Below are 26,008 nucleotides of genomic sequence, written 5' to 3'. Positions count from 1 at the left end.
CCCGAGCCGGATGCGACCGTGGCGGCCTCATCCTGTTGTTCAGTTCCGAGTTCAGGGCTCGGGACCGGTTGGTCCCACACCCCGGTTGTCGGAAGCTGAGGGGAACATTAGAGGAGATGCCTGATCGTGACAATCCCTACGATCGGCGTCGGAAAGTTGCTCTCTCGTGATGTGTTTCGGCGGCGTGAACAACTTTCACACGACAATTGGTGGTAACCCGCGTCACACCATCTCCGGAAGACGCCGAACCGTTACACATCCAAACTGGGGGTAAAACAGCCCTGATGTGGGAAGACAGCGATCGCGGCCCGACCGTTACGGGCGATTCGTCGCTTCCGTGAACCGCTCGTCTTGCCGTCACCGGCCCCTTCGACCGGCCTCCGCTGCCGTCCCGGCCACTAACGGCAGGTAAACGAGTAACTAACAGACCTGTCATTCAGGCCAAATAAATGTGTCGTGGATCACATCAGAAGTAATGGGGTGGTCGCTGTTGCTTCAACCATTCGTCCGACGCCGACCCGCCGTTCTCGACACCCGAACCCTCACCCCGTTCGTCTCCGGTCGTCTCCGGCAGCACCTCACCGAAGATGCGAGCGAGCCGGGCCCGTTCTGCTCGGGCCCGGCTCGCGTCGTCTTCGGCCGATCGATCGTCGTTCGGCTCGTCGCTCATGGGTATCGCTATGCGTCCAATCCCGACAGCTCGGCGATGACCTGACTCGCCAGTGGCGTCAGCGTCGCCATCCCGTCTCGAATCGCAGCCCGCGACGAGGCCAGATTCACCACCAGGGTGCTTCCGGACACACCGACCAGCCCGCGGGACAGACCTGCGTCCAACGAACCTGCTGCCAGCCCCGACGATCGCAGTGCCTCACTGATACCCGGAATCTCACGGTCGAGGACCTCCGCGGTGACGTCCGGGGTGACATCGCGCGGTGAGACGCCCGTGCCACCGATGGAGACCACCAGATCGACGCCGCCGATCACCGCGGTGTTGAGTGCGTTGCGCACGTCCACTTCGTCCGCCGTCACTGCGACGACACCGTCGACCAGAAAGCCTGCCTCGGTCAGCAGCTCCGTGACGAGTGGGCCCTTCGAATCCTTCTCGGTGCTGTGCGCTGTTCGGTCGTCAACGATGACGACCAACGCGCGCCCTGCCAGTGGTGCGTCGAGTTCCATACCGCTCACCGTAGTAGTAAGGCCTCCACCCGGCTCACGCTGTGCGTAAATCGTTGCAACCGTGCTCTGCCTGCCTGCTTCTCCGAACATCAGCGACCACCGGGGAACGACGGGACCTGGAACGGCAATTGCTGTTCCTGCTGCTGAGTCTGTGGCTGCGCCGCTGCGGGCTCGGCGGTGCCGAGAGTCACGGTCGCGGTCTTCTCGCTGCCGCCGTCGGTGTAGGTGATGGTGACCGAATCGCCCGGTGCGTGTGACCGTACCGCTGCGATCAACGCGTCACCGCTGGCGACGATGCGATCGTCGACCTTGGTGATCACCGCGCCCTTCGGTATGCCCGCAGCTGCTGCCGGTCCTCCCTCGGTGACCTCGACGACGGTTGCTCCGTTGGCGTCGTCCTGCGACGGCACCTGAACGCCGATCATTGCCTGGGTCGCCTTGCCCGTCGTGGTCAGTTCGTCGGCGATGCGCTTGGCCTGATCCACCGGGATGGCGAAACCGAGCCCGATGGAGCCGCTCTGCGCGGACCCCTGACTGCCGCCGAGCGTGGCTATCGCAGTGTTGATGCCGATGAGCTGTCCGTCGGTGTTGACGAGTGCGCCTCCGGAGTTACCCGGGTTGATCGCAGCGTCGGTCTGGATGGCGTCGATCACCGAGTTCTGATTGCCGGACTCGCCGGACGTCGACACAGGCCGGTTCAGCGAGGAGACGATGCCCGTGGTGACCGTGCCGGCCAGGCCGAGCGGGGAGCCGATCGCGATGACCTGCTGGCCCACTTCGAGGTTCGAGGACGATCCGAGTTCGATCGGCGTCAGGTTCGACTTGCCCTCGGCCTTGATGACGGCCATGTCCGAGACCGAGTCGGCACCGACGATCGTCGCGTCGGCCACCGATCCGTCCGAGAACGCGACGGTGAGCTTGCCGTTGGCACCCGCACCCGTCGCGACGTGATTGTTGGTAAGGATCAGGCCGTCGCTGCTCAGAATGACGCCAGAGCCCTCACCCTCTTCCTGGGAGCCCTTCACCTGAATCTGCACGACGCTCGGCAGAACCTTGTTCGCTACTGCCTGAATCGAGCCGTCGGGGAAATTGGCGGCGGGCTGAGCTGCAGTGACGGTGGAGTTCAGTGAGTTGGTCACTCCCCCGCCGTTGCCGTTGGCATTGTTTGTGGCGATCGCACCGACCGCGCCGCCGATTCCGCCACCGACCAGAACGAGGGCGATGGCTCCGGCCACCAGTACCGACCTACCCGGGCGGGACTTCACCGCAGTCGGTGCCGAATCGGACTGCGGCGCAACGTGCTGGGGCTGTGCGTGGTGAGCCTGGGTGTGCTGCGGATCGCCCTGCTGACCGTACGGGCCGTAGCCGGGCTGGTAGGCCCCCTGTCCGTAGCCGGCGTACTGCTGGGGGTAACCCTGCTGCGGCGGGAACTGCTGAGTCGGATGCTGCTGAGTCGGATGCTGCTGGGCCGAGTAGTTCTGCTCGTCGCCGCGCGAAGCCCGGTCCGCCGGATGCTGCTCGCCACCGGCACCCTGTCCGCTCTGTTCGGATTCGTTACGGTCGTCGCTCATCGTTGCTGCTTCCTTCAGTAGAGACCTCGGTATCCGAGGTCCGCCCGCCTTCTTGCTACTCACTGTGCAGGGCGGGACTGAGAGCGCGCTGAGATCCGGCTATCAGTTTGCCGAGAGTGTGGTGGGATCAGGAGCACCCTCGCCGGGCAACACGATTCGTATCAGCGCGCCGCCCCGCTCGGACACCTCCACTCCGATGGTGCCGCCGTGCTTGACGACCACTTGCCGCACGATGGCAAGTCCCAGACCGGATCCGGGCATCGAACGCGACGCCGTCGAGCGATAGAAGCGCTCGAACACCAGCTCGCGATCTTCCTCGGGGATACCGGGGCCCGCGTCGTCGACCGTCAATTCCAGCAGGCCATCGCCGATCTGCCGCATCGCGATTCGCACCTCACCACCGCTCGGACTCCATTTGGCCGCGTTGTCGAGCACATTCAGCACGGCTCTCGAGAGTCCTGCTTGATCGCCGTAGACGAACCACGGCATCAACGTCGCCTCGAAGTCGATCTCGTTGCGACGGCGGCGTGCTCTTTCGAGACTGCGTTCGACGGCATCGGCTAGATCGACTCGCTCGAACACCGTCTCCGGCGCGTCCTCTCGCGCCAGATCGACCAAATCACCGACCAAGGTGGACAATTCCTGAATCTGCGCCACCACGTCGGTCCGCAACTCGGCCATGTCCTCGTCCGGGATGGACGGCGCTCCTGGGCGTCCCGCCGCGATGAGCAACTCCATGTTGGTCCGCAGCGAAGTCAACGGGGTGCGAAGTTCGTGGCCCGCGTCGGCGACCAATCTGCTCTGCCTGCCGCGAGATTCGGCCAGTGCCCGGAGCATCGTGTTGAAACTCTCGGTCAGACGCGCCAACTCGTCGTCGCCGGTCACCGGGATCGGCGTCAGGTCGTCGGTGCGTGCCACCCGTTCGGCAGCCGCGGTCAGTCGGGCGATCGGACGTAAACCGGTGCGCCCCACGGCCATACCTGCTCCAGCCGCCAGCACCACGCCGCAGGCACCGACGATCAGCAGCACCCACGCCAGACGGTCGAGTACTTTTCCGGTCGGCAGTAGTCTCTGTGCGACGACGAGAGTGCTGCCGTCCTTGGTGCGTAGCGCCAGTACCCGCTGATCGTCGAGTGTGCGTAGCGACGATTCCTGCTCTCCGCTCACCACAGCGAGTTCGGCATCGCCGATCGGCACCTTGGGCCCGGGCGGGTTGTAGCTGGACATGTCCGGATAGATCAGCGCGACACTGACATCGGTGCTGTACAACGTTGCTCCAGCGACGAACCGCGGGTCGTAGGACACCAGACTGGACTCCGCCAGAGCCGAAGCACGCGAACGCAATTGAGTGTCCACATCGCCATACAGTGCTCGGGATACCACCGTGTACGCGGCAATGGCCATGACCGCCACCGCAATTGCGACGACGGAGGCCGCGAGCAAGGTCACTCGCCACCGCAGCGACACCGACCGTGTCAGTGGCATCGGTGGCCGCATCGCCGTCGGCGAGGAGCCGACATTGTCGGCCGACTTTCGCCCGAACGAAGCGACCATCACGGGGGCGTCTCGCGCAGGACGTACCCGACACCGCGAACGGTGTGGATCAGCCGCGACTCCCCCTCCGCCTCGGTCTTGCGCCGCAAGTACCCGACGTACACCTCGAGCGCGTTGCCCGACGTCGGGAAGTCGTAACCCCAGACTTCCTCGAGGATGCGACTTCTGGTGAGGACTCGACGCGGATTGGTCATCAGCATTTCGAGCAACGAGAATTCGGTCCGGGTGAGGCTGATCGAGCGTTCGGCGCGCGAGACCTCACGAGTGACCGGGTCCAACGACAAGTCCGCGAACGTCATGGTCTCCGAGTCGATGCCCGCTTCCATCGCGGTACGCCGAAGCAGTGCGCGCAGGCGAGCCAGCAGCTCCTCGAGCGCGAACGGCTTGGGCAGGTAGTCGTCGGCACCGGCGTCGAGGCCGGCAACACGCTCGGACACCGAGTCCCGTGCCGTCAACACCAGAATCGGCAGGTCGTCACCGACACTGCGCAATCGACGGCACACCTCCAGGCCGTCGAGGCGAGGCATCATCACGTCGAGCACCAGGGCGTCGGGACGTGCCGCCGCGACCTGCTCGAGCGCGTCGAGCCCGTCGACCGCCAGGTCCACGGTGTACCCGTTGAATGTCAGCGACCTGCGCAGCGACTCACGCACTGCCCGATCGTCGTCGACCACCAATATCCGCATTCGTACAGTTTGTCCTGGTCGACTGAGATATGTCTGAGAGGGGTGCGGATAGCGACCTAGAGCGTCGGTAGGTGCTTCGCCAGCGGGAGGTTCCACTTTCGCCACAGCGCGAGCAGGCGCAACCCCGTCGCGAGCAGGGTTCCCGCGACCAGACCCACGTTCTCCGGCAGGGTCGCGGCATCGGCCAACACGACGGCCGTCGCACCGAGCATGGCCGGCAGGGCATACAGGTCCCGATGCAGCAGCAGGGGAACTTCGTTGACCAGCACGTCTCGGATCACGCCGCCTGCCACCGCCGTCGTGGTGCCGATGAGAGCTCCCGCCAACGCGCTACCGCCGGCAGCCAACGCGATCGTCGCACCGGTCGATGCGAACAGTCCCATCCCGAAGGCGTCGAGCACCAGAACACCGCGCCTGACCTTGCCCATCTGTCGGTGCGCAACGAACACGACCAGCGAGGCGAACAAGCCGACCGTGAGGTTCGGCCACGTGTCCAGTGACGTCGGTGGGTGGATGCCGAGCAGCAGATCGCGAATGATTCCGCCGCCGATGCCCGTCGTGATTCCGACGACGCAGACCCCGAACAGATCCAACCGGCGATGCACTCCGATCAACGCCCCCGACGCCGCAAAGGCCGCGATACCGATCAATCCGAGTACGTCGAGAAGCATCGGATCAGCATGTCACGGCGCTGACAGGGGTTTGACAGCAACATCCGAGGTCCACCACAGCATCGGCGAGCAACTTCGAGACATCACCGATCACGACAACGAGGAGCACATCATGCGTACTGGATTGAAGAAGTCGATCGCAGCCGTCGCAGCTGCCGCAGCACTCACACTGGGCGGTGGAGCCGTCGCCAACGCGTCGAACTCCGACAACCTGATCAAGATGCCGGACGTCTACGACATGACGGCAACCGCAGCCGAACAGACCCTCGAGGATCTGGGATTCACCACGGTCAACATCAAGGGATCCGACACCGAAGGAACCGCAATCGGAACCAACTACCAGAAGGGGGTCGAGGTCGACAAGAACGCCGCGATTCTCGTGATCACCGGAACCGTTCACTAGCTCGGACGCACGGCCCAGTCGTCGACGGCGGCTGGGCTGTCGGAGTGGTTGCCGCAGGCGATAGTCTCGGTGCCCAGCAGAATTTCGCAGAACCGAGGTGAACGAACAGGTGCCGATCATCGACAATGCCGTCTACGTCGACGGCAAACGCACTGCCAATCCCGAGAGCCTCGACATCACGTTCGAGTTGATGCGCGAGCGGCACGGCATGGCCTGGATCGGCCTGTACCGCCCCGAGATCAGCGAAATCAATGCTGTAGCAGGCGAGTTCGGTCTGCACCGCCTCGCCGTGGAAGATGCCATTGCAGCCCATCAGCGACCGAAACTGGAACGGTACGCCGAGCAACTGTTCGTCGTTCTCCGACCCGCTCGGTACATCGACGAGACCGAAAAGGTCGAATTCGGCGAATTGCACATATTCCTCGGACCCGATTTCGTCGTCACCATTCGCCATGCCGAATCCCCCGATCTGGCAATGGTGCGCAAGCGGCTCGAAGGATCTCCCGAACTGCTCCAACTCGGCCCCGAGGCAATTCTCTACGGCATCCTCGATCAAGTGGTCGACGAGTACGTCCCGGTGGTGACCGGATTGCAGAACGACATCGACGAGATCGAGGATCAGCTGTTCACCGGCGACCCCTCGGTATCGCGTCGCATCTACTCACTGCTCCGTGAGGTGTCCGAATTCGACCGTGCCGCAAAGCCACTCGTCGAGATGATCGAATCACTCAAGCGCGGTTCGGACAAGTACAACGTCGACGTGGAACTGCAGCGATACCTGCGCGACGTGCACGATCACGCGATCCGCGTGTCCGACCGCATCGAGTCCTTCCGCTCCAACCTGCAGAATGCGTTGACCGTGCACTCGACCATCGTTGCGCAGCAGCAGAACGAGGAGATGCGCAACATGACCGTGGCCAGCCTGGAGCAGAACGAACAGGTCAAACGCATTTCGTCCTGGGGCGCAATTCTTTTCGCGCCCTCGCTGATCGCCGCCATCTACGGTATGAACTTCGAGGACATGCCGGAACTGACGTGGCAGCTCGGGTATCCGATGGCTCTGATCGCCATGGTGATCTGCTCCACTGCACTGTTCGTGGTGTTCAAGCGTCAGAAGTGGTTGTAGTGCGCTCCGCACAGTGGTGCGGTTAGGTGCCCTCCACGGCACTCAGCCACCACTGCCGCCGGCACTAGGACGAACCGAACACCGGACCAACCGGAATGTCTCGCTCGAACGTCAGACGGTCGAACTCGTTACCGTATTCGTCGATTGCACCGATCGTCATCCTGCTGGCGGTGATGCCCGGAATACCCGGCACCACATCGACTCTGACGAACGAGTAGTTGAGGAATCGCACCCGAGACCAGGTGATGGACTCGGCCGACTTGGTGCCGTCCGGCGCCCATACGTAACTGTTCGGAACTGCCGTGTCGGGCAACTCGTTGCCGCGGTAGCTCACGCCCTCACCGTCCTGGAACGTATAGCGTGGACGACCACCACCGCCGACTGTGTAATACACGGTGCCGTCGGTCTTTCCGTTGACCGTGGCGTTGTCACCGGCGACCCGCGTCGCACGGTTGCCACGAATGGGATCGGTGCGCTCGAAGACGTGATTGTGGGCTTGAAGCACTACGTCCACCTGGTACTTGTCGAACAGCGCAACCCACGCGTCGCGGACGCCGCCGTCGCTCGCGTGCGTCGACGTGGTCGAATACGCGCAGTGGTGGAAGAAGCAGACGATGAAGTCGATGTTCGGATCTGCACGGTACTTCGCCAATGTCTGTTCCACCCAGGTGTTCTGGGCTCCACCGCTGTAACCGGTGTTGGCCTTGATCTCGTAGCTGACGTCGTTCGCGTCGAGCGAGAGAACGGCAGTGTTGCCGTAGACGAACGAGTACGCCGACGGGCATCCCTTGGGTCCGTTGGTCGGCTGATCGAGCCGCGCGGCATGTCCGCCGTAGCCGTTGGGGCTGTACAGCGCTTCCATGTCGTGGTTACCGGTGGCGAACAACCACGGCGCGGTCGATGCACTGGCCTCGATCGCCTGGAAATAGCCGTCCCAGACGAACGGGTTGAATTTGTCGAATCCCTTCGGTGGGGTCTGACCGTGCTTCGCGAACTGCGGCGGCAGACCGGCACCCGACGGGTCCGCGTACGCGATGTCGCCGGCGAGGATGTGGAAGTCCGGGTGCGAGGCCTCGATCTGCCGATTGATGTTGCGCGCATGCTTGACCGACGGCTCGTTGTCCGCCTTGTAGTACTGGTCGTCGTAGTCGCCGGCAACCAAACCTGGCGGCTGCGAGGGTGTTTCGTCTACGCCCTGATCGCCCATCATCGTGAACCGGAACGGTGCGATGCGACCGGTCGGCAGGGCCGGGGACGCACTCCGAATGTCACTGACGAAGCCGTCGGCGGTGCGCCAGCGGTAGTAGTGCGGCAACTTCGGCGTCAGATTGTCGACCGGCACATGTACGTAGTACTGCTCCGCCGACAGAATTCCGCCGTCGGTCTGCGGAACCTGACTGATCAGGTTGCGCACCTCGGCCGACGTCGTAGCGCCGAGTGCGGGCGTGGGGCCGTGATCGAGGAAGACACCGGTGAGCCCTGGGTTCCTCGAAAGCTGTGCCGAGAACCGCAGTTGCGTCGCCGGGTCGTTTCCGAAGCCCATGTGCCGTCCGGCCACGGCCAGCGGGGCGTCCTGCGCGTACGCGGTTCGCGCGAACACTGAGTTCCCGACGCCTACCGCGGCGGCCGTCGCGGCGGCTCCCACCAGGAAGTTGCGTCGGCTGACGGGGTGCCGCCGCAGGAACGACCGATGCCAATCGTGCTGCTCGGCCATGGTCATGTTCTCGGCGAGCGTGCCCGGGATTCCGGTTGCGACGGTTTCGCCTGCGGGATTGAGCGTCATTCCTCGATGGTGACGGTGACGCTCTCTCTATCCGTTAACCAAGCGAAGTTGTTGGGTGAACAACACGAGAACACCGATGCACAACGGGACGAACGCGGACAATCCCGTCGTGCACGGATCTTCGTAACCCACTACGAATTTCCATGCACGACGGGAGGTCGATCTAGGTCCCCTTGACGTTGAGGATCTGCCGCAGTTCGTGCTCGATGCTCACCAGGTCGCGGGCGTCCTCCATCACGACATCGATCGGCTTGTAGGCGTCGGGAATCTCGTCGATGAAGTCTGCACTGTCGCGAAATTCGATCCCTACCATCCGCTCCCGCAGGTTCTCGTGAGTGAACCGCTTCCTGGCCTCGGTCCGAGAGAACTGTCGACCGGCACCGTGAGGCGCCGAGCACAACCCCGCCTTCGAGCCCTTGCCGACGACCACGTACGAACGAGTTCCCATCGACCCGGGAATGATCGCCTTGACACCCTCGTGTGCGTCGACCGCGCCCTTTCGGGTGAGCCACACGTCCTTCTGAAAGTGGTTCTCCTTCACCGTGTAGTTGTGATGGCAATTGATCCGTTCGACCTCGCGATGGTCGTCGGTTCCCATCCACTCGGCGAATACCGCACTGAACCGGTCCATCATCTCGGCCCTGTTCAGGTATGCGAACCGCTGCGCCCACTTCAATTCTCGGAGGTACTGCCCGAATTCACGGGAGCTCTCGGGCAGGTATGCCAGGTCCTTGTTGGGCAACGGAATCCACCACTGCGCGCACAATCGCTGTGCGATCGCGATGTGCTTCTTGGCGATCTTGTTGCCGACGCCCCTCGACCCACTGTGCAGAAACAGCCATACCCGATCGGTTTCGTCGAGGCACAGTTCGATGTAATGGTTGCCGCCGCCTAACGAACCGAGCTGCTCGCGCCACTGCGGTGAATGATTCAGCTCGACACCGTCCGTGGCCGCCAACTCCTCGAGTTCGAGTAGCTTCGGAGCGGTGAAGTTCCACCGGTCGACGCCGACGTTGTAGTTGCCCGGCGACAGCGGGATGCTTGCCTCGATGGCGAGTCGCAGGTCAGTCAGATTACGGCCGTCGACGTCGTCGAGTGTGAATTCTGTTCGTACGCCGATCATTCCGCAACCTATGTCGACGCCGACGGCGGCCGGAATGACAGCGCCCAGCGTAGGAATCACCGTTCCCACTGCGCTTCCCATACCGCTGTGAGCGTCGGGCATCAGCGCGACGTGCGGATGCACGAACGGCATCGACGATGTTTCACGGGCCTGCTCGAGAGTCTTGTCCTCGAGCTGTGAAGCCCAATTGAGCAAACGCAAGCCCACCTTGTTCGGGGGCATGATGTTCCTTCCTGCCCCCTTGCACAAGAGGGCGCTATTCGATGGGTCGATTCACGAGCCGAGCTTGTTTGCCGCAAAAAGCGGCGCATCGCTCCGGTGAATGCGCGCGCAGCACAAGGCTCACACCGACTCTCGTGTCGAGAGCGGCACCGGACAGAACGGTTGCACGCATGACCGGAACCCTATCGATCGATCCCTCGTCCACGCGAGCGAATTACTCAGAACGCCGGGCCCTACACACCCCCACCGAATGCCAAGCCCAACAGATACGTCGCTCCGGCCGCGCCGTAGCCGATGGCGAGTTGGCGCAGTGCACGTTTGACGGGCGGTCCACCGCTGAGCAGTCCCACCACCAGGCCGGTGCAGATCAACGCGAGTCCGACGAGGACGGCCGCAACAGCAAGGGCCACATAGCCTTCGAGGCCGAACAGGTACGGCAGTACCGGGATGACGGCTCCGGAGGCGAAGAAGCAGAAGCTGGCTGCCGCCGCACCCAGCCCCGTACCGATCGACTCGTGCTGGTCCACCTCGGGGGCCATCTCCTCGGCGGGAAGCGACCGCAGCACTTCCGCCGCTTTGGCGTCGGCCTCCTGGTGGGTCATCCCTCGGGCTCGGTAGACCAGGGCCAGTTCGTTGGCGTCCACGTCGAGGTGTTGAACGGCATCGCGCGCCCCACTGTCCGGCGACGACGCCTCGAGCAACTCGCGTTGTGAACGGACAGAGACGTATTCGCCCGCCCCCATCGACAGCGCGCCGGCGAGCAGTCCCGCAAGGCCGGTGACCAGGACGATCTGATTGGACACCCCGGAGCCGCTGATACCCAGAACGAGAGCGAGGTTGCTCACCAGTCCGTCGTTGGCACCGAACACCGCGGCCCGGAACGTTCCGGACAATCGATTGCGGCCGCGGGCCGCCAGTGCCCTGATGACCTCCGCGTGGATCTGCTCGTCGGCCGTCATCGCCTCCGTCGCGTCGGCGTCGGTGGCGTACGGCGAACGGGTTTCCGCTCGTTGGGCCAGCGCGAGTACGAACACCGAACCGAAGCGACGTGCCAACACCCCGAGGATGCGAGTGCGGATGTCACCTTTGAGCGGCATTCCGACCCGATCACCGAGCAGATTTCGCCAATGCTGCTCGTGGCGGCCCTCCGCATCGGCGAGTGCGAGCAGGATCTCGCGCTCCTCGCCGGTCCGTCGGCCTGCCAGATCGCGATAGACGGCGGCCTCGGCTCGCTCGTCGGCGAGGTACTGGCGCCACCGCTTCACATCTCGCGCACTGGGTCCATCGTTCATGAAAGTGAAGATAGACCCGTAGCGAGTCAGCTCGGGTCGTACACCCCGGTCTGCACTGCTTTGACCAATCTCCGCGGCACCCTGAACTCTTGGCCCTGAAAACGCACGGTCACCAGATCAGGAGCAACGGCTTTCCATTGCGCGCGACGGCTCCGAGTGTTCGAGCGCGACATCTTTCTCTTCGGAACAGCCATGATTCAGGAGTCCTTTCGGCTTCGTCGGCCGTATCGCTTCTCGAACTTCTCGACGCGTCCCTGGGCGTCCATCACGCGGGCGGCTCCGGTCCAGAACGGGTGTGATTCCGACGAGACGTCGACGACGATCAGCGGGTAGGTGTTGCCGTCTTCCCACTCGGTCTCGCGGGCGGACGTGACGGTGGATCTGGTGAGGAACTTGTTGCCGGTACTCGAGTCCTGGAACACGACCGGGTGGTAGTCGGGGTGGATTCCTGGTTTCATTCTGTTGCCTCTCGTGATTGTTCTGCGTAAGGGGATTCGCTGCTCTCGCAGGGGTCTTCGTGCCACTGACCGAATGGGTCGTTCCAGGCGGACCAGGCCGCAGGGTCTGCCATTTCGTCGTCGGACACCAACGCCCACTGCAGGGTTCGGTCGATCTCGGTGGGGTCGGCCTCGTGGACGAGGATGACCAGCGACGTGTCTCGATCACCGAACTTCTCGTCCCACCGCAGCGCCGACATTGCCCGACGGGTGGCGTCGACGCGGTCCTGCTGCTCCGGAGTCATTGCGGCAAGCCACTTTCCGGCGCTGGCGACGCGAAGGCCGCCGCCTGCCGATTCGATCCACAGAGCTTCGTCGGGCTGAGTGGCCACCCACGCCCGCCCCCGTGCGGTGACGACGCCGTCGAGCAATACGTCGATCGCCTCGTGGAACCGCTCGGGATGGAACGGCCGCGTGGCGGTGAACTCGACCAGGGTGATGCCGCAATCGACGGTCAGTGGCGGCTGTCCGCGCAACAGCGGTGAGTGCGCGTCGCTGATCGCACCGCGTCGTGCATCGGCAGGGACACTCGCGAGAAGTGCCGGGGCATCGACCAGTGCGTCCTGGGACACCCAGACGACGGGAGCATTCGGGGCCAACCGCGCCAGGACTGCAGCGAGTCGGGCGCGTTCCCACGCGTCGACGTCGGAACCTGCGGTCACGACGAGTGCATCGGCGTAGTCGACCTGACCGACCACCAACTGCGCGACGGTTCGATCGTCGTCGCCACTGGCGACGACGCCTCGGTCGGCCAACGCGTCGTCGCCGGTGGCGTCGGCCAACCAGGTTGCGGCGTCGAGGCAGTCGATCACTGCCTCGATGCGGACGTCACGCGAGGCCGGGCCGTCGATCTGCCCGACGACACCCGCAACGACGACGTTGTCCACGGCCCAGCACAGTGCCTCGGGCTCGAGCGCGGGGTCCATGGCGAGCACGATGCGATCGACGTTGCTGCGCGTCGACAGTGCCCGCAACAGTGGCAGTAGATCCTCCCGAAGGGTGCACGAGACGCAGCCGTGCGCCAGCTCCAGAATGCTCTCGCGCGGTTCCTCCCCCAGTACGGACAGTGTGCGACGCACGACTCCTTCGGCGACGCGGCTCAGATCGTGGCGGACCGCGACGGTGCCCGGCGCGAGCAGTGATGTCACGACCGCGTCCATGGCTCCGGTCCAGCCGGAGACGAGGACCATCGGGGTTCGATCGTCCGGTGAGTTGTTCACGAGCACCCTTCTTCTCGACAACGATTGTCATTACCTGCGAATGCACGCTACATTCGAGAACACGCTTTGTCGAAAACGATTGTCATAACGGTAAGAAAGGAGTGCTCATGTCAGCGCACTGCCAAGTCACCGGCCGCACCCCCGGATTCGGAAAATCGGTCTCGCACTCTCACGTGCGAACCAGCCGCAGGTGGGACCCGAACATCCAGCGCAAGACCTACTACGCGCCGAGCCTGGGCCGACGCGTCACCCTCACGCTCTCGACCAAGGGCATCAAGACCATCGACCGCGACGGCATCGACGCCGTGGTGGCAAGACTGCGCGCACGCGGGGAGAAGATCTGATGGGCAAGAGCACGGACGTTCGTCCGATCGTCAAGCTGAAGTCGACCGCCGGTACCGGCTACACCTACGTCACCCGCAAGAACCGTCGCAACGATCCCGACCGACTGGTGATGAAGAAGTACGACCCGGTCGTGCGCAAGCACGTGGATTTCCGAGAGGAGCGGTAGACAGTGGCGAAGAAGTCGAAGATCGCGAAGAACGAGCAACGCAAGATCGTCGTCGCCCGGTGGGCAACGCGTCGAGCGGAGCTCAAAGAGACCATCCGCAAGCCCTCGAGCAGCGACTCCGAGCGTGCGCAGGCTCGAGCAGCACTGCAGCGTCTGCCGCGCGATTCGAGTCCGGTACGATTACGCAATCGTGACGCTGCGGATGGACGTCCGCGCGGTTACCTTCGGAAATTCGGGCTGTCCCGCGTGAAAATGCGCGAGATGGCTCACCGCGGGGAACTGCCAGGCGTCCACAAGTCGAGCTGGTAAAGGGAAAAGGTTTCAGATGGCAGTCAAGAGAGCACCGTCGAAGAAGGTCCGCGCAGAGGCAGGCCGTCGACCGAAGAAGAACCCGTTGAACGCCGCCAAGGTGACCACGGTGGACTACAAGGACATCAACCTCCTTCGTCAGTTCATCTCGGACCGCGGCAAAATCCGCAGCCGTCGGGTCACCGGGCTCACCCCGCAGCAGCAGCGCCAGGTCGCTGTCGCGGTGAAGAACGCTCGTGAAATGGCATTGCTGCCGTTCACCAGCCGCTGATCCACACTTTCTTTCGGAGAGGCCACGTAGCCATCGGCTACGTGGCCTCTCTGTCGTTCCCGATCCAGAGATGAGCAGTCCGTAGATGTCCGGCGTCCTCGAGGGCTTCACCGTCATCTTCGTCGTCATCGCCCTGGGCTACCTCCTCGCCCACTTGAAGGTGCTCGGCGAGCACGGCCAGTTCGTCCTCAGCCGTCTCGTCTTCTTCGTCGCGACCCCTGCGTTGCTGTTCGTCACGTTGGCGAACTCGGACCTGTCGGTCATCCTCTCGCCCGTGTTGGCCGTCGCCGGTTCCACGGCACTGCTCGTCGGAGCGATCTATTTCGTCATAGCCAAGCTCGCCCTGAAACGGACCGTGCCCGACGCGACCGTCGGCGCACTGGCTAGTTCGTACGTCAACGCCGCCAACCTGGGCATCCCGATCGCCGTGTTCGTACTGGGCGACGCGAACTTCGTGGCTCCTCTGCTGCTGTTCCAGATCATGATCTACACCCCGATCGCGGTGACGATTCTCGACATCTCCACCAAGGTCGACAAGGTTTCCCTGTTCAAGACCGTCACGACGCCGTTCCGCAACCCGATCGTGTTGGCCGGCGCAGCGGGACTGGTGCTGTCGATCACCGGACTCGAGCTGCCCGAGGCACTGATGCAGCCGTTCCAACTCGTCGGGAATGCGTCGGTCCCCGGCGCGTTGCTCGCCTTCGGCCTGTCCCTCTACGGTGCCCGGGTGCTGCAGAAGGGCATCAGCCCGCGGCGGGACGTCGCTCTGGCCACCGTCTTCAAGATGGCACTCCAGCCCCTGCTCGGCTACCTCATGGCCCGGTTCGTCTTCGGTCTGGACGGGCACGATCTGTTCGCCATCGTCGTGGTGTCGGCACTACCGACAGCGCAGAACGTGTTCGTCTTCGCCAGCCGCTACCAGCGCGGTGTTGTGCTCGCCCGAGACACCGCGTTCGTGACCACACTCGTCTCGATCCCCGTCATAGCGCTCGTGACGGTCTTCCTCGCATGAGCCGAACACAAAGGTTCTCCTCAGCTCCCGGCGCTACGTTGGATTCATGAGGTTTCTCGCTGCAGGTGTCATGTTGTGCCTGCTGCTGGTCGGCTGCAGCACCGCCTCCGGTGGCGACGAGGACACAACCCCGACAGTCGGTTCCACCTCCCCTGTGGGGTTCGCCCAACAACCCAGCGCCCCTCCGGTTCCGCACGAGGTGCCCGTCGGCGACGTCGGCACGATGTTCGAGCCGACGGCCGATCTGATCCGCGCCACCACCACCCCGTTCGAGTCGTGGAGCCAGATCTCCCCCAACACCATCGCGGTCCACTTCGTCACCGGCACTCCCGAGTGCTACGGAGCCGATGCGTCGGTCACCGAGACCGACACCACCGTCACCATCGAACTGCGTACCGGCACCCGCCCCGACGCCGCGGACAAGTCCTGCATCATGGTTGCCGTCTACGCCACCATGCAGATAACTCTCGCGTCACCGCTCGGGAGCCGCACCATCCTGAATGCGGCCTGACCCAGGCTTCGGTAGTGTCCGGCCAGTGAGCGATCATCTCCCCGACCGAGATCGGAGCCGGATTCGCGCAGCCGATGCGGACAGGAACCTCGTCGCGCAGTTGCTGAGCGATGCTTTCGCGAACGGCCAACTGACCGTGAGCGAATACGACGAGCGCACCGCCGCGGTGTACCAGGCGAAGACCTACGGAGAACTCGACCTGCTGACCGGCGACCTGGTGCTCTCCCCGCCCCCGGCGGCCGCGCCGCCCGGTGGCTCCTCGAACGACCGCGTGATCGCGATCATGAGCGGTGCTGTGCGGAAAGGACAGTGGACCCCCGCGGCGCGCATCGACGCGTTCGCCTTCTGGGGCGGTATCGAACTCGACCTACGCCGCGCGTCGTTCGCCGCCGAAGAAACCACCATCAACTGCGTCGCCATCATGGGCGGCATCGAGGTCACCGTGCCACCCGGAGTGAGCGTCGAAGTCCGCGGCATGGGCATCATGGGCGGCTTCGAACACGTCAGCGCGACGCACCCCGGCGCGCCGCGCGTGATCATCACCGGTTTCGCCTTCTGGGGTGGCGTGTCGGTGGAGATCAAGGCAGCGGAGAAGTAGCTACGATCGCCGACGCTTGAGGTAGTCGGTCACCACCGCAGCACCGAGTCCATCGAGATCCGGCGCGATGACGCGTCCGCCCACCCGCTCGGCCATCTTGTCCACCACTCGCGCGAGGCCTGGATCGTCGCCGAGCCGGAAGATCGTCACCTGCGCACCGAGTTTCGCGACGGTATCGAGTTCGCGGACGGTCAACCCGAGGGTCTTCGACGACGGTGGGTAATCGAAATACGCGTGGCCGTCGGGCTCGAGATGCGCTGTCGGCTCACCGTCGGTCACGATCAACACCACCGGTTGCGCATTGGGATGACGTCGCAGATGCCGAACCGCAAGCATCAGAGCGTGGTGCAGATTGGTGCCCTGGTCGTAGGCACCGTCCAACCCGGCCAGCTCGGAGGCCGTCAATGTCTGTGCGTGCCTGCCGAATCCGATCAGTTGCAGATCGTCTCCGCGAAATCGAGTGCTCACCAGGTGATTGAGTGCAAGTGCTGTGCGCTTCATGGGCACCCATCGACCGTCCATCACCATCGAGAACGACGTGTCTACCAGCAGCGCCACGGCAGCCTGCGTTCGCGTCTCGGTCTCGCTGATCTCGACATCGGTCACCTGCAACTGCACCGGGAAACCGGATCCTGTTGCCGCTGATCGCAGTACTGCATTGTTGACCGTGCGAGTGACGTCCCACGGCTCGGTGTCACCGAACTCCCACGCCCGCGACGCACCGGTGGGCTCACCCATCGCGCCTGCCTTGCGCGTGTCTCGCTCGCCGCCGCGTCGGGACAGCTTTCCCGCCACATCCTTCAGTGCCGACTGCCCCAACTGCCGCATCGCCTTCGGCGACAGACGCCATTGACCGTCGGCACCCTTGTCCATGAAACCCTGTTGCTGCAGCGCCTTTTCGAGCTCGGAGAGCATCCGCGCATCGGCCGCGGCCTCCGGCCCCAGCTGCTTCAGCAACGCATCGGCGTCGATGTCGTCCAGGGCAGCCCCGTTGTACTGCTGTGAGAGTTGATTCCCCAGGTTCTCGAGGTCCGCGATGTCCTGGAGCGCACCGGTGCCGTCGCCGAGTCCCATCCCGTTCTCGCCGCGGAAGTTCTGCGAGCCGTCCCAGTCCTCACCGGGCCGGGCCTGCTGCAGATTCTGATCGAGTTGATCGAGCTGGCTCAACAGGTTCGAGTCACCGAAGGCCTGCTGCGCCAACGCATCGAGCTCTGCCCGCTGCTCGGGACTCAGCGAATTTCGGAGCCGCTGAGCGGCCGCGGCTCGCTGGGCCAGGGAGTCCAACAGCTCCTCGACGCTCGACGGATTCTCCGGGAAGTGCTGCCCGTGCTTGTCCATGAACTGCTCGAACTGCTCATCGGTGTCCTCGCCCTTGTTGTGGGCGTCGAGCAACTCGTTGAGGTCTTTCAGCATCTCGCTGATGGCCTGACGGTCCTCGTCGGTAGCACCTTCGAGGGCCTGCTTCATGCCCGCGAAACGCTGGTCCAGCATCTCGCGTCCGAGCAGATCCTTGATCTTCTCGTAGTTCTCGCGTGCCTCCGACGAGCGCCAGTCGTAGTCCGAAAGCTCCTGCACTGCTTGCGCTGTGGACGGTGACAGGTCACCGATCTGCATCTCCTGGAACCGTGCGTCGTCGTCGAGCGCGCGCGCCAATGCCTTGCGTTCCTCGAGCACTGCCTTGTCCAGCAGCTCACGCACTTCCTGCAACGTGCCGTCGAGGTTGTTCTTCTTCAACAGGTCTCGTCGACGCTTCGCGGCCTCGGCTGCCAGGTCGTCGAGCCCGCGCATGTTCTTGGTGCCGCGGCGCAGCATCTCCTGCAGTGCCCGACGGGGCGACGCACCCTCGAGCACGTCCTCGCCGATGGCGTCGAGCGCCTCTCGCAGATCCACCGGCGGCGCAAGAGGATCCGGCCCGTCGTGATAGCGCCCGTATCTGGAGCGACGCATCAGCTGTACACCGTCTGACCGTCGTCGTCGGGATCCTTGGAGATCCGTCGCGCCAGGTACAGCCCTTCGAGTGCGAGTTCGACCGCGGCGGCCTTCTCGCCGTCCGAGGTGGCATTCAGTCGCTCGTGGATGTCGCCGATCACCTCGACGTCGGGCAACTCGTCGAGCAACGCCTTGGCGGTGATGCGGTCGCCGGTGACGATGGGTTCGCCCGTCTCGACCGCCGTCACCAGCGCTGCGAGGTTGATTCCGCCGAGGTGAGCTCGAACGGTGTCGGCAGTCGCCCGGCGCAACATGTGCTCGAGGACCTCGATTTCACGGCCTTCCTCACCCGACTCGAACTCGACCTTGCCGCGCAGCACCTCGATGATGGTGCCGAGATCGACCGGCCGCGCCACGGGCTCGGCCTCGCCGAGTATCGCTGCTCGGTGAACGGCTGCGGCAGCGATGGTTTCGGCCGCTGCGATAGCGAAGCGAGCGGAGACGCCGGACCGCTGATCGACCGACGGCGACTCGCGCAGCAGCCGGGTGAATCGAGCCAGCACCTCGAGCAGATAGGTGGGAACAGTTGCCTGCAGCTCCGCTTCCTGGTCGATGACGGCCACTTCGGCATCGAGCTCGAGGGGGTAGTGCGTCCTGATCTCCGCGCCGAAGCGATCCTTGAGCGGGGTGATGATGCGTCCGCGATTGGTGTAGTCCTCGGGGTTCGCGCTCGCCACCAGCATGACGTCGAGAGGCAGACGCAGCGTGTAGCCGCGGACCTGGATGTCGCGCTCCTCCATGACGTTGAGCAGCGAGACCTGAATGCGCTCGGCGAGGTCGGGCAGCTCGTTGATCGCCACGATGCCACGGTGGCTGCGGGGCACTAGTCCGAAGTGGATCGTCTCGGGATCGCCGAGGCTGCGGCCCTCGGCCACCTTGACGGGATCGACGTCGCCGACGAGGTCCGCCACCGAGGTATCCGGGGTCGCGAGCTTCTCGGCGTACCGCTCGCTGCGATGACGCCACTCGACAGGCAGGTCGTCGCCGAGTTCGGTGGCCTTGCGAATGCTGGCGGGGGTGATCGGCTCGTACGGATGCTCGCCCAGTTCCGCTCCGGCGATCACCGGCACCCACTCGTCGAGCAGAAGATTCAGGGTGCGCAGCAGACGCGTCTTGCCCTGACCGCGTTCGCCGAGCAGCACAACATCGTGACCGGCCAGAATCGCGCGCTCGAACTGCGGCAACACCGTCGATCCGAAACCGACGATCCCCGGCCACGGATCGGTGCCGTCACGCAATGCCTTCAGAAGATTTTCCCGCAACTCTTCCTTGATCGACCGCTGCCGATGTCCGGATGCCTTGAGTTCGCCGAGTGTGGAGATGCCAGGTTTGGTAGAGGTCACTTCTCCACGCTACGAGCGTTTGGCCGATGCTGCCATGCAGTGACGAACACCCGTTCTGCCGAGCTCGAAGTTATGGACGAAAATCGGGCGAATTGTGTCCACAACTTCGAGCTCGGCAGCCGATACAGATCTCGGCCCGATATTGATCACAGCGGCATAACTGTGGACAACAATTTTGTTCATCCACAGCCGGCGCTCGGCCCACTATTCGCCTGAATCCGATGCCACTGTGCATGAATGGACAGCGCACCGTTCGTCGGATCCGAGGCACTGGCAAACGGGTTGGTCACCCGCCAGCAGCTCCGGCAGCACTTTCGTCGAATCTATCGTGACGTCTACATCGACCCGGGTTCCGAACTGGATGCGCCGACCAAGGCAAGGGCAGCGTGGTTGTACTCGCGAGGCAAGGCAGTGGTCTCCGGCCTGAGTGCCGCGGCGGTGCACGGATCGGGCTGGATCTCCGCGGACCACGATGCCGAGCTCATCTGGGCCGAACATCGACAGAAGTTGGGCGGGCTTCGGATCGGCTTCGACGAGCTGTTGCCCGAAGAGTCCGAGACTGTCGACGGCTTGGTCGTCACCACAGCGGCGCGAACTGCATACGACCTCGGCCGACGCAGGCCGTTCGGAACCGCCGTCGCACGGCTGGATGCACTGTGCCGCGCCACCGGAGTCGGCGTTCACGACATCGCCCGGCTTGCCGAGAACCATCGAGGTGCCCGCGGCATCGTTCAGCTCAGGGCCGTGCTCGCCCTGGTCGACGCCGGTGCGGAATCACCACAGGAGACACGCACCAGACTGGCTCTCATGAACGCGGGACTACCTCGACCGCAAACTCAGATCGAGGTGGCGGGTCCGGACGGGAGGGTGTTCGCCCGCATCGACATCGGCTGGGCACGGTGGAAGGTGGCGGTGGAGTACGACGGCGAGCAGCACTGGTCCGACGAAAGGCAGCGAGCCTGGGATATCGAGCGTCAACACCTTCTGGAATCAATGGGCTGGACGGTGATTCGGGTGAGCGCACTGCAACTGCGCGCCGATCCGTGGGAAGTCGCAGCGCGGGTTCGCGACAAGTTGCGCACCGCGGGGGCCAAGGTCTAGCCGAGCTCGAAGTTATGGACGGATTTCGCCGGAAATCCATCCATAACTTCGAGTTCGGCGTCACGAACTAGTGAGCGAAGTGCCGCGATCCCGTCAGATACAGCGTCACTCCCGCGTCCTGTGCCGCGGCGATCACTTCGTTGTCGCGAACCGAACCACCGGGCTGCACAACGGCTTTGACGCCTGCGCTCATCAGCACCTGCAGACCGTCGGGGAAAGGGAAGAACGCATCGGAGGAAGCGACCGAACCGGCGACGCGATCCCCGGCTCGCTGCACGGCGAGATGGGCGGCGTCGACGCGGTTGACCTGGCCCATTCCGACGCCGACGGACGCACCGTCGTGGGCGAGCAGGATCGCGTTTGACTTCACGGCCCTTCCTGCGCGCCAGGCAAATTCGAGATCCTTCAGCGTCGCCTCGTCGGCGGGTTCGCCGGCTGCGAGGGTCCAGTTGGCCGGATTGTCGCCGTCCGCGTCGAGCACGTCCCGCTGCTGCAACAGTGCGCCGCCGGAGATGGGTTTGAGTTCGACGCCCGAGGTGGGCGGTGCTACGGCGAGCAGCACGCGAATGTTCTTCTTGCGCTGCAACACTCCGAGCGCACCGTCGGCGTAGGACGGCGCGATGATGACCTCGGTGAAGATCTCGGCCACCTGCTCGGCCATCTCGACGGTGACCTCACGGTTGGCTGCGATGACGCCGCCGTATGCGCTCACCGGATCACACGCATGGGCCTTGCGGTGCGCCTCGGCGATGTCCTTGCCGACGGCGATGCCACACGGATTGGCGTGCTTGATGATGGCGACGGTGGGATCGGCGTGATCGAACGCCGCCCGCCAGGCCGCATCGGAATCGGTGAAGTTGTTGTACGACATCTCTTTACCGTGCAACTGTTCGGCCTGCGCGATGCCTGCAGCAGCAGAGGAGTCGACGTACAGGGCAGCCTTCTGGTGCGGGTTCTCGCCGTAACGGAGCACGGCCGAACGGTCCCAGGTGCCGCCGATCCATTCCGGGAACACCGTCTCGGTGTCGGGGGTCAGAACGCTGCTCATCCACGATGCCACCGCGACGTCGTAGGCGGCCGTGTGCTGAAAGGCCTGTGCCGCAAGCGACGTGCGCTCGGCGAGGGTGAATCCGCCACCGGAGACGGCCGTGAGCACGTCCTCGTAGCGGGCTGGGTCGACGACGACGGCCACCGACGGGTGATTCTTGGCCGCGGCGCGCACCATCGAGGGACCGCCGATGTCGATCTGCTCGACGCATTCGTCCGGCGTCGCGCCACTGGCGACGGTCTCGGTGAACGGGTAGAGGTTCACCACGACGAGCTCGAAAGCCTCGATGCCCAACTCCTCGAGCTGCGAAAGATGCTCGGGCTTACGGGTATCGGCGAGCACGCCTGCGTGCACCCGAGGGTGGAGCGTCTTGACGCGCCCCTCGAGGGTCTCGGGAAATCCGGTGAGGTCCTCGACCTTGGTGACCGGGATTCCGGCGTCGGCGATCTTGCTCGCCGTCGATCCGGTGGACACCAGAGCGACGCCTGCGCTGTGCAAGCCGGTCGCCAGTTCGATCAGTCCGGTCTTGTCGTAGACGCTGACCAGCGCGCGGCGCACTGCTTTACGTTCACTCATCGGATTATCTGAGCCTTTCGTCCATCGGAGGTGACACCTTTGGCGGCCACGGCTGCGATCACGTCGACCAGCAACCGTCGCTCCACAATCTTGATGCGTTCGTGCAACGCGGATTCGTCGTCGCCGTCGAGAACCGGTACGGCTTCCTGCGCCAGGATCGGCCCGGTGTCGACTCCGGAATCGACCAGATGAACCGTCGAACCGGTCAGTTTGACGCCGTGGTCGAGCGCATCGCGGACGGCGTGTGCGCCGGGGAACGACGGCAGCAGTGCAGGGTGGGTGTTGACGATGCGTCCGGTGTAGGTCCCGAGGAACTGCGGGCCGAGTATCTTCATGAACCCGGCGGTGACGACCAGATCGGGTTCGAAGCTCGAGGCGGCCTCGGTGAGTGCGTGATCCCAGGCCGCTCGATCGGCGAAGTCTCGCAGGGCGACCCGGAAGTTCGGGATCGCGGCATCGTCGGCACGGCGGACTGCGTCGCAGTCGCGATCGACTCCGACGGCGACGATGCGAGCGGGATAGTTCTCGGTGGCAGTCGCGGCTATGAGCGATTGCAGGAGCGAGCCGGTCCCCGACGCGAGGACGACGACCCGCGCGGGTGTCTCACGCAAGGCAGTCAGCGCACTACTCCTGAAGTATCGAGGCGGATCGTTCGAGCCAGCGGAAAGCCTAGTCGCTGCGCCTCCGAGCCCTACCGGGCAGGTCCGTCCTGGTCTCCGGGCGGAGCGACGACCTCGGCATCCAACGGTTCGTCGGTAGCGGCCTCGACGGGTGCGTCCGGTTCTTCGGCCGGGGGCATCTCGGCCGGGACGTCGTCCCCGACCTCGTCCACGACCTCCGCTTCGACGACCTCCTCGGCCTGTTCGTCGTCTTCGGTCTCGGGTGGGGCGGCCTCGATCGCCAACTCGGCCGCCGGGGGTACTGGAGTCGGATCGGGCTCGTCCTGGACCGGCTCGGGTTCTGCTCGACGCCACACGACGAGGGCCGCGGAGGCGGACCCGACGACGGCCAACCACGCGAATGTCAGCAGCCCGAAGCTCCACACGGTGACTTCGACGGTGCCGAAGGTGCCGAGGTTGCCGCCTGCGGCGTAGCCGAACAACGCTGCCAGCACGCCGGTTGCCGCAGCGACGACCCACACGGACGACACGGCGACCTGGATGTCGGCACTGCGGATAGCACAGTCGCGGCCGAGCAGCAGGCCGGCACCGATCGGGACGACGAGCATCACGACCCAGATCGTCTGCGCCGGTCCTTCGGGGAGAACGGCGAGGATCGGCAGCGGCGGGAGCGGTCCTCCCGTCGTGGAGAACAGGCTGACCGACGCCTCGCCGAACCCGGCAGTAGAGCCGGTGGCCACCGCGAGGGCACCGATGACGACATTGGGGAGGTAGAGCACCGACACCACGGTCAGCCCGAGCATGCCGACGACATCGCGACCGCTCTCGACCAGCGCTCCCGCACTTTCCCAGGAGGCGAGCAGGGCCAGCAGTACGACGGCGGCGCCGCCTGCGGCAAGAAGCGATATCGCCCGCACGAACGGAGCAACCAGCGCGCGCACCCAGTCCGGGAGTCCGCGGCGGACCACCAGTGAGTCCCAGCGCGCGAGAAGCAGACCGGTGCCGGACGCGGCCGCGTGCACGCCTGCGACCCAGGAGAACGCGACGAGTGCGTTGGGGCTGGACAGTCCGATGACGGTGGACGCATCCTTGGCGACGGCCAGGGCGATGGCGGTGACGGCGAGCGGGCCGGCCATCGACGCCGCGAACACCCATCGAAGCATGCGACGGTCGGTGTCGGAGTCGACGGCGTGGTGGACGGTTCGGGCGACGGACCAGCCGATGATCAGTGTCGGCAGAAGCGGTGCGACGCCGAGGGACGTCCCGCCGATGCTCAGGGGTACCAGGTGTACGGCGAACCACGACCCGGCGATCGCCCCGAGGGTTCCGGTCAGGTCGCTGTTGACGGAGACGAGGGTGATCAGAGCCAGGGTCGTCGCGATCACCACGACCAGCCCGGAGGTCTTGAAGGCCACTGCGGCGAGCATGCGCGACTGATCGGGCGTCGGTCCGGTGCCCGCGCGGGGAGCCCGGGCGGCCGCGCGTCGCGTCTCTCGGTTCAATAGATCGCTCATCGCAACGAGAGTCGCATCATCTTCGCGGCGCGCCGGTCAGGCGCGCCGCGAAGTCGATTGTGATGCCTGAATCAGTCGCGCTTGTTGTCGTCTTCCACGGCGGGAGTGGCACCGAACGATTGCGTGGGCGCACCGTACGGCGTCGACTGTTCGCCCGATTCGGGCTCGTCCGACTTGGCCGGGGGCTGACCGTATCCGGACGGCTGGCCGTACTGGTACTGATTCGGCGGGTAGGCCTGCCCCGCGGCCGGGCCGCTGGGACCGGTGTAAGGAGGTGGTGTGTAGCCGCCCTGGGGCGACGGGGTGTTGGGGGCGGACTGTCCGTACGGCGGCTGGGCACCCGGGTTGTAGGAATGCTGTCCCGACGCCTGCCCGCTCGGTGCTTGACCGCTGAGGCCTTGACCGAAGTTGGACGAGGTTCCCTGGGGCTGACCGTACGACGGCGGATTGCCGTAGTTCTGGGGCTGCGACGGTCCACCGAACGAGGTCGTCGGTGCGTTGTACGGGTTCTGCTGGCCGTATCCGGGCTGCTGGTTCTGATTGCCGTAGCCCGCGGGCTTGGGAGCCGGAGCCTTGACGATGCCCGCATCGAGCAGCAGTGCCCCCACCGCGGCGGCGGCTTGGACGAAGCCCAGGACGAGCACCAGGATTGCACCGATACCGAGCGAACTGGTGGTGCTGGCGAACTCGTTGCCCTCTGCGCTGGGCAGGCTGAACGACTGGAAGACCAGCACCAGCCAACCGGCGATCGCCAGGGCGGCCACCACGGCCTGGTTCCTCGCGTCCTTCTGCAGTAGCGAGGCACCGGCGATCAGGCCCGCAGCCAGCAGTAGCGCAATCGACACCGCACTACCACCGGACGCGAAGAAGGTGGTGCTGAACGACGTCTGAATGCTGCTCGGCAGTTCCTGAGACGAGGTGACCTCGGCGGTGACGAGGTCGAGCAGTCCGAGCAGGAAGGTGACGATGCCGAGCCCGAGAATCACGAACGTGAGAACCTTCGGCAGGTTCGACAGCGTTGATCCGGATGACTTCGATTGCGGTGCGGCGGAAGCCGGGCCCGGCGCCGAGGTGCCGGGGACCGGAGGGCCGAAGGGATTGGACACCGACGGCTGATGGAAGGGCTGATTCTGGCCTGGATGACCTTGTGGGTTGGACGACGGCTGATTCGGCGAGGACGACGGGCCGTAGGACGGTCCACCTCCGCCGTAGCCACCAGAGTTGGAGCCCCCTGCTTCAGGGCTGCCGGGCGAGTAGGTCATCGCGTCTCCTCATCTGAGA

28 protein-coding genes are annotated in these 26,008 nt (G+C 64.7%); 10 read left to right on the top strand and 18 right to left on the bottom strand.

Annotated features, from left to right (window positions below; translation table 11 throughout):
* Positions 1 to 466: 466 nt before the first annotated feature.
* The 6 genes from CH276_RS07805 to CH276_RS07780 all read right to left on the bottom strand — a co-directional run bounded on the left by CH276_RS07805 (position 467) and on the right by CH276_RS07780 (position 5,658).
* Positions 467 to 670 (bottom strand): hypothetical protein, encoded by a 204-nt coding sequence (locus CH276_RS07805; protein ID WP_032395744.1) that lies wholly within the window; start codon positions 668 to 670, stop codon positions 467 to 469.
* Between the two features lie 8 nt (positions 671 to 678).
* Entirely contained in the window at positions 679 to 1,176 is a 498-nt protein-coding gene (locus tag CH276_RS07800) for a MogA/MoaB family molybdenum cofactor biosynthesis protein (RefSeq protein ID WP_037191958.1), read from the bottom strand.
* 89 nt (positions 1,177 to 1,265) lie between these two features.
* A complete protein-coding gene (locus tag CH276_RS07795) occupies positions 1,266 to 2,747 on the bottom strand; it encodes a trypsin-like peptidase domain-containing protein (protein WP_082322504.1) in 1,482 nt (493 codons plus the stop codon).
* Positions 2,748 to 2,849: 102 nt separating this feature from the next.
* On the bottom strand, positions 2,850 to 4,301 hold the full coding sequence (locus tag CH276_RS07790; RefSeq protein WP_032395746.1) for a HAMP domain-containing sensor histidine kinase: 1,452 nt from the start codon (positions 4,299 to 4,301) through the stop codon (positions 2,850 to 2,852).
* Positions 4,301 to 4,987, bottom strand: a complete 687-nt coding sequence (locus tag CH276_RS07785) for a response regulator transcription factor (RefSeq protein ID WP_032395747.1) — start codon at positions 4,985 to 4,987, stop codon at positions 4,301 to 4,303. Before CH276_RS07785 ends, CH276_RS07790 begins: the two co-directional genes overlap by 1 nt.
* A 56-nt stretch (positions 4,988 to 5,043) precedes the next feature.
* The gene (locus tag CH276_RS07780; protein WP_032395748.1) at positions 5,044 to 5,658 is read right to left on the bottom strand and encodes a trimeric intracellular cation channel family protein; all 615 of its coding nucleotides are present in this window, start codon (positions 5,656 to 5,658) and stop codon (positions 5,044 to 5,046) included.
* 31 nt (positions 5,659 to 5,689) lie between these two features.
* Here CH276_RS07780 and CH276_RS07775 point away from each other — a divergent pair, with 31 nt between their 5' ends.
* Entirely contained in the window at positions 5,690 to 6,061 is a 372-nt protein-coding gene (locus CH276_RS07775) for a PASTA domain-containing protein (protein ID WP_094631230.1), read from the top strand.
* A gap of 109 nt (positions 6,062 to 6,170) precedes the next feature.
* Positions 6,171 to 7,187 (top strand): magnesium and cobalt transport protein CorA, encoded by a 1,017-nt coding sequence (locus CH276_RS07770; RefSeq protein WP_032396242.1) that lies wholly within the window; start codon positions 6,171 to 6,173, stop codon positions 7,185 to 7,187.
* A gap of 64 nt (positions 7,188 to 7,251) precedes the next feature.
* Here the strand turns inward: CH276_RS07770 and CH276_RS07765 are convergent, their stop codons facing one another.
* From CH276_RS07765 to mrf, 6 genes are all read right to left on the bottom strand, one after another.
* Complete coding sequence (locus CH276_RS07765; protein WP_094631229.1) at positions 7,252 to 8,970, bottom strand: metallophosphoesterase; 1,719 nt, start codon at positions 8,968 to 8,970, stop codon at positions 7,252 to 7,254.
* A 163-nt stretch (positions 8,971 to 9,133) separates the two neighbouring features.
* A complete protein-coding gene (locus CH276_RS07760) occupies positions 9,134 to 10,315 on the bottom strand; it encodes an RtcB family protein (RefSeq protein ID WP_094631288.1) in 1,182 nt (393 codons plus the stop codon).
* Between the two features lie 233 nt (positions 10,316 to 10,548).
* Positions 10,549 to 11,607 (bottom strand): VIT1/CCC1 transporter family protein, encoded by a 1,059-nt coding sequence (locus CH276_RS07755; protein ID WP_094631228.1) that lies wholly within the window; start codon positions 11,605 to 11,607, stop codon positions 10,549 to 10,551.
* A gap of 26 nt (positions 11,608 to 11,633) precedes the next feature.
* Positions 11,634 to 11,801 carry a 50S ribosomal protein L32 gene (rpmF, locus tag CH276_RS07750; RefSeq protein ID WP_094631227.1) on the bottom strand — a complete coding sequence of 56 codons (168 nt, stop codon included), beginning with the start codon at positions 11,799 to 11,801 and terminating at the stop codon, positions 11,634 to 11,636.
* A 3-nt stretch (positions 11,802 to 11,804) separates the two neighbouring features.
* The gene (locus CH276_RS07745; RefSeq protein ID WP_094631226.1) at positions 11,805 to 12,065 is read right to left on the bottom strand and encodes a type B 50S ribosomal protein L31; all 261 of its coding nucleotides are present in this window, start codon (positions 12,063 to 12,065) and stop codon (positions 11,805 to 11,807) included.
* Positions 12,062 to 13,294, bottom strand: coding sequence for a ribosome hibernation factor-recruiting GTPase MRF (gene mrf / locus CH276_RS07740; protein WP_094631287.1), 1,233 nt, complete (start codon positions 13,292 to 13,294; stop codon positions 12,062 to 12,064). Before mrf ends, CH276_RS07745 begins: the two co-directional genes overlap by 4 nt.
* A gap of 137 nt (positions 13,295 to 13,431) precedes the next feature.
* Between mrf and rpmB the strand changes: the two genes are divergently transcribed.
* The 7 genes from rpmB (at position 13,432) to CH276_RS07705 (ending at position 16,536) form a co-directional block, all read left to right on the top strand.
* On the top strand, positions 13,432 to 13,668 hold the full coding sequence (rpmB, locus tag CH276_RS07735) for a 50S ribosomal protein L28 (protein ID WP_094631225.1): 237 nt from the start codon (positions 13,432 to 13,434) through the stop codon (positions 13,666 to 13,668).
* Positions 13,665 to 13,835 (top strand): 50S ribosomal protein L33, encoded by a 171-nt coding sequence (gene rpmG, locus CH276_RS07730; RefSeq protein ID WP_170944568.1) that lies wholly within the window; start codon positions 13,665 to 13,667, stop codon positions 13,833 to 13,835. The genes rpmB and rpmG overlap by 4 nt, the downstream gene beginning before the upstream one ends.
* A gap of 3 nt (positions 13,836 to 13,838) precedes the next feature.
* Entirely contained in the window at positions 13,839 to 14,144 is a 306-nt protein-coding gene (gene rpsN / locus CH276_RS07725; protein WP_045196459.1) for a 30S ribosomal protein S14, read from the top strand.
* A 16-nt stretch (positions 14,145 to 14,160) separates the two neighbouring features.
* Entirely contained in the window at positions 14,161 to 14,415 is a 255-nt protein-coding gene (gene rpsR / locus CH276_RS07720) for a 30S ribosomal protein S18 (protein WP_008719028.1), read from the top strand.
* Between the two features lie 85 nt (positions 14,416 to 14,500).
* Positions 14,501 to 15,427, top strand: a complete 927-nt coding sequence (locus CH276_RS07715; protein WP_032395755.1) for an AEC family transporter — start codon at positions 14,501 to 14,503, stop codon at positions 15,425 to 15,427.
* 46 nt (positions 15,428 to 15,473) lie between these two features.
* Positions 15,474 to 15,938 carry a hypothetical protein gene (locus CH276_RS07710; RefSeq protein WP_032395756.1) on the top strand — a complete coding sequence of 155 codons (465 nt, stop codon included), beginning with the start codon at positions 15,474 to 15,476 and terminating at the stop codon, positions 15,936 to 15,938.
* A gap of 25 nt (positions 15,939 to 15,963) precedes the next feature.
* Positions 15,964 to 16,536, top strand: coding sequence for a DUF1707 SHOCT-like domain-containing protein (locus CH276_RS07705; protein ID WP_094631224.1), 573 nt, complete (start codon positions 15,964 to 15,966; stop codon positions 16,534 to 16,536).
* On the opposite strand, the gene CH276_RS07700 is transcribed toward CH276_RS07705, so the two are convergent.
* Together CH276_RS07700 and CH276_RS07695 are read right to left on the bottom strand one after the other, a co-directional pair.
* The gene (locus CH276_RS07700; protein ID WP_094631223.1) at positions 16,537 to 18,483 is read right to left on the bottom strand and encodes a vWA domain-containing protein; all 1,947 of its coding nucleotides are present in this window, start codon (positions 18,481 to 18,483) and stop codon (positions 16,537 to 16,539) included.
* Positions 18,483 to 19,868 (bottom strand): ATP-binding protein, encoded by a 1,386-nt coding sequence (locus CH276_RS07695; protein ID WP_032395759.1) that lies wholly within the window; start codon positions 19,866 to 19,868, stop codon positions 18,483 to 18,485. Before CH276_RS07695 ends, CH276_RS07700 begins: the two co-directional genes overlap by 1 nt.
* 237 nt (positions 19,869 to 20,105) lie before the next feature.
* Between CH276_RS07695 and CH276_RS07690 the strand changes: the two genes are divergently transcribed.
* A complete protein-coding gene (locus CH276_RS07690; protein WP_094631222.1) occupies positions 20,106 to 20,969 on the top strand; it encodes a DUF559 domain-containing protein in 864 nt (287 codons plus the stop codon).
* Between the two features lie 67 nt (positions 20,970 to 21,036).
* On the opposite strand, the gene purH is transcribed toward CH276_RS07690, so the two are convergent.
* The 4 genes from purH to CH276_RS07670 form a co-directional block, all read right to left on the bottom strand.
* The gene (purH, locus tag CH276_RS07685; protein WP_094631221.1) at positions 21,037 to 22,593 is read right to left on the bottom strand and encodes a bifunctional phosphoribosylaminoimidazolecarboxamide formyltransferase/IMP cyclohydrolase; all 1,557 of its coding nucleotides are present in this window, start codon (positions 22,591 to 22,593) and stop codon (positions 21,037 to 21,039) included.
* Positions 22,590 to 23,204: a phosphoribosylglycinamide formyltransferase gene (gene purN / locus CH276_RS07680; RefSeq protein ID WP_094631220.1), complete on the bottom strand. Its 615-nt coding sequence runs from the start codon at positions 23,202 to 23,204 to the stop codon at positions 22,590 to 22,592. The genes purH and purN overlap by 4 nt, the downstream gene beginning before the upstream one ends.
* A gap of 80 nt (positions 23,205 to 23,284) precedes the next feature.
* Positions 23,285 to 24,727 (bottom strand): cell division protein PerM, encoded by a 1,443-nt coding sequence (locus CH276_RS07675; RefSeq protein WP_094631219.1) that lies wholly within the window; start codon positions 24,725 to 24,727, stop codon positions 23,285 to 23,287.
* 71 nt (positions 24,728 to 24,798) lie between these two features.
* The gene (locus tag CH276_RS07670) at positions 24,799 to 25,989 is read right to left on the bottom strand and encodes a DUF5336 domain-containing protein (protein WP_141214677.1); all 1,191 of its coding nucleotides are present in this window, start codon (positions 25,987 to 25,989) and stop codon (positions 24,799 to 24,801) included.
* Positions 25,990 to 26,008 lie beyond the last annotated feature (19 nt).

Origin of the sequence: Rhodococcus sp. 06-470-2 (assembly GCF_002258235.1) — a bacterium.
Lineage (GTDB): Bacteria > Actinomycetota > Actinomycetes > Mycobacteriales > Mycobacteriaceae > Rhodococcoides.
Note: the sequence above shows the minus strand (reverse complement) of the source record. Positions and strands in the feature narration are given on the sequence as shown.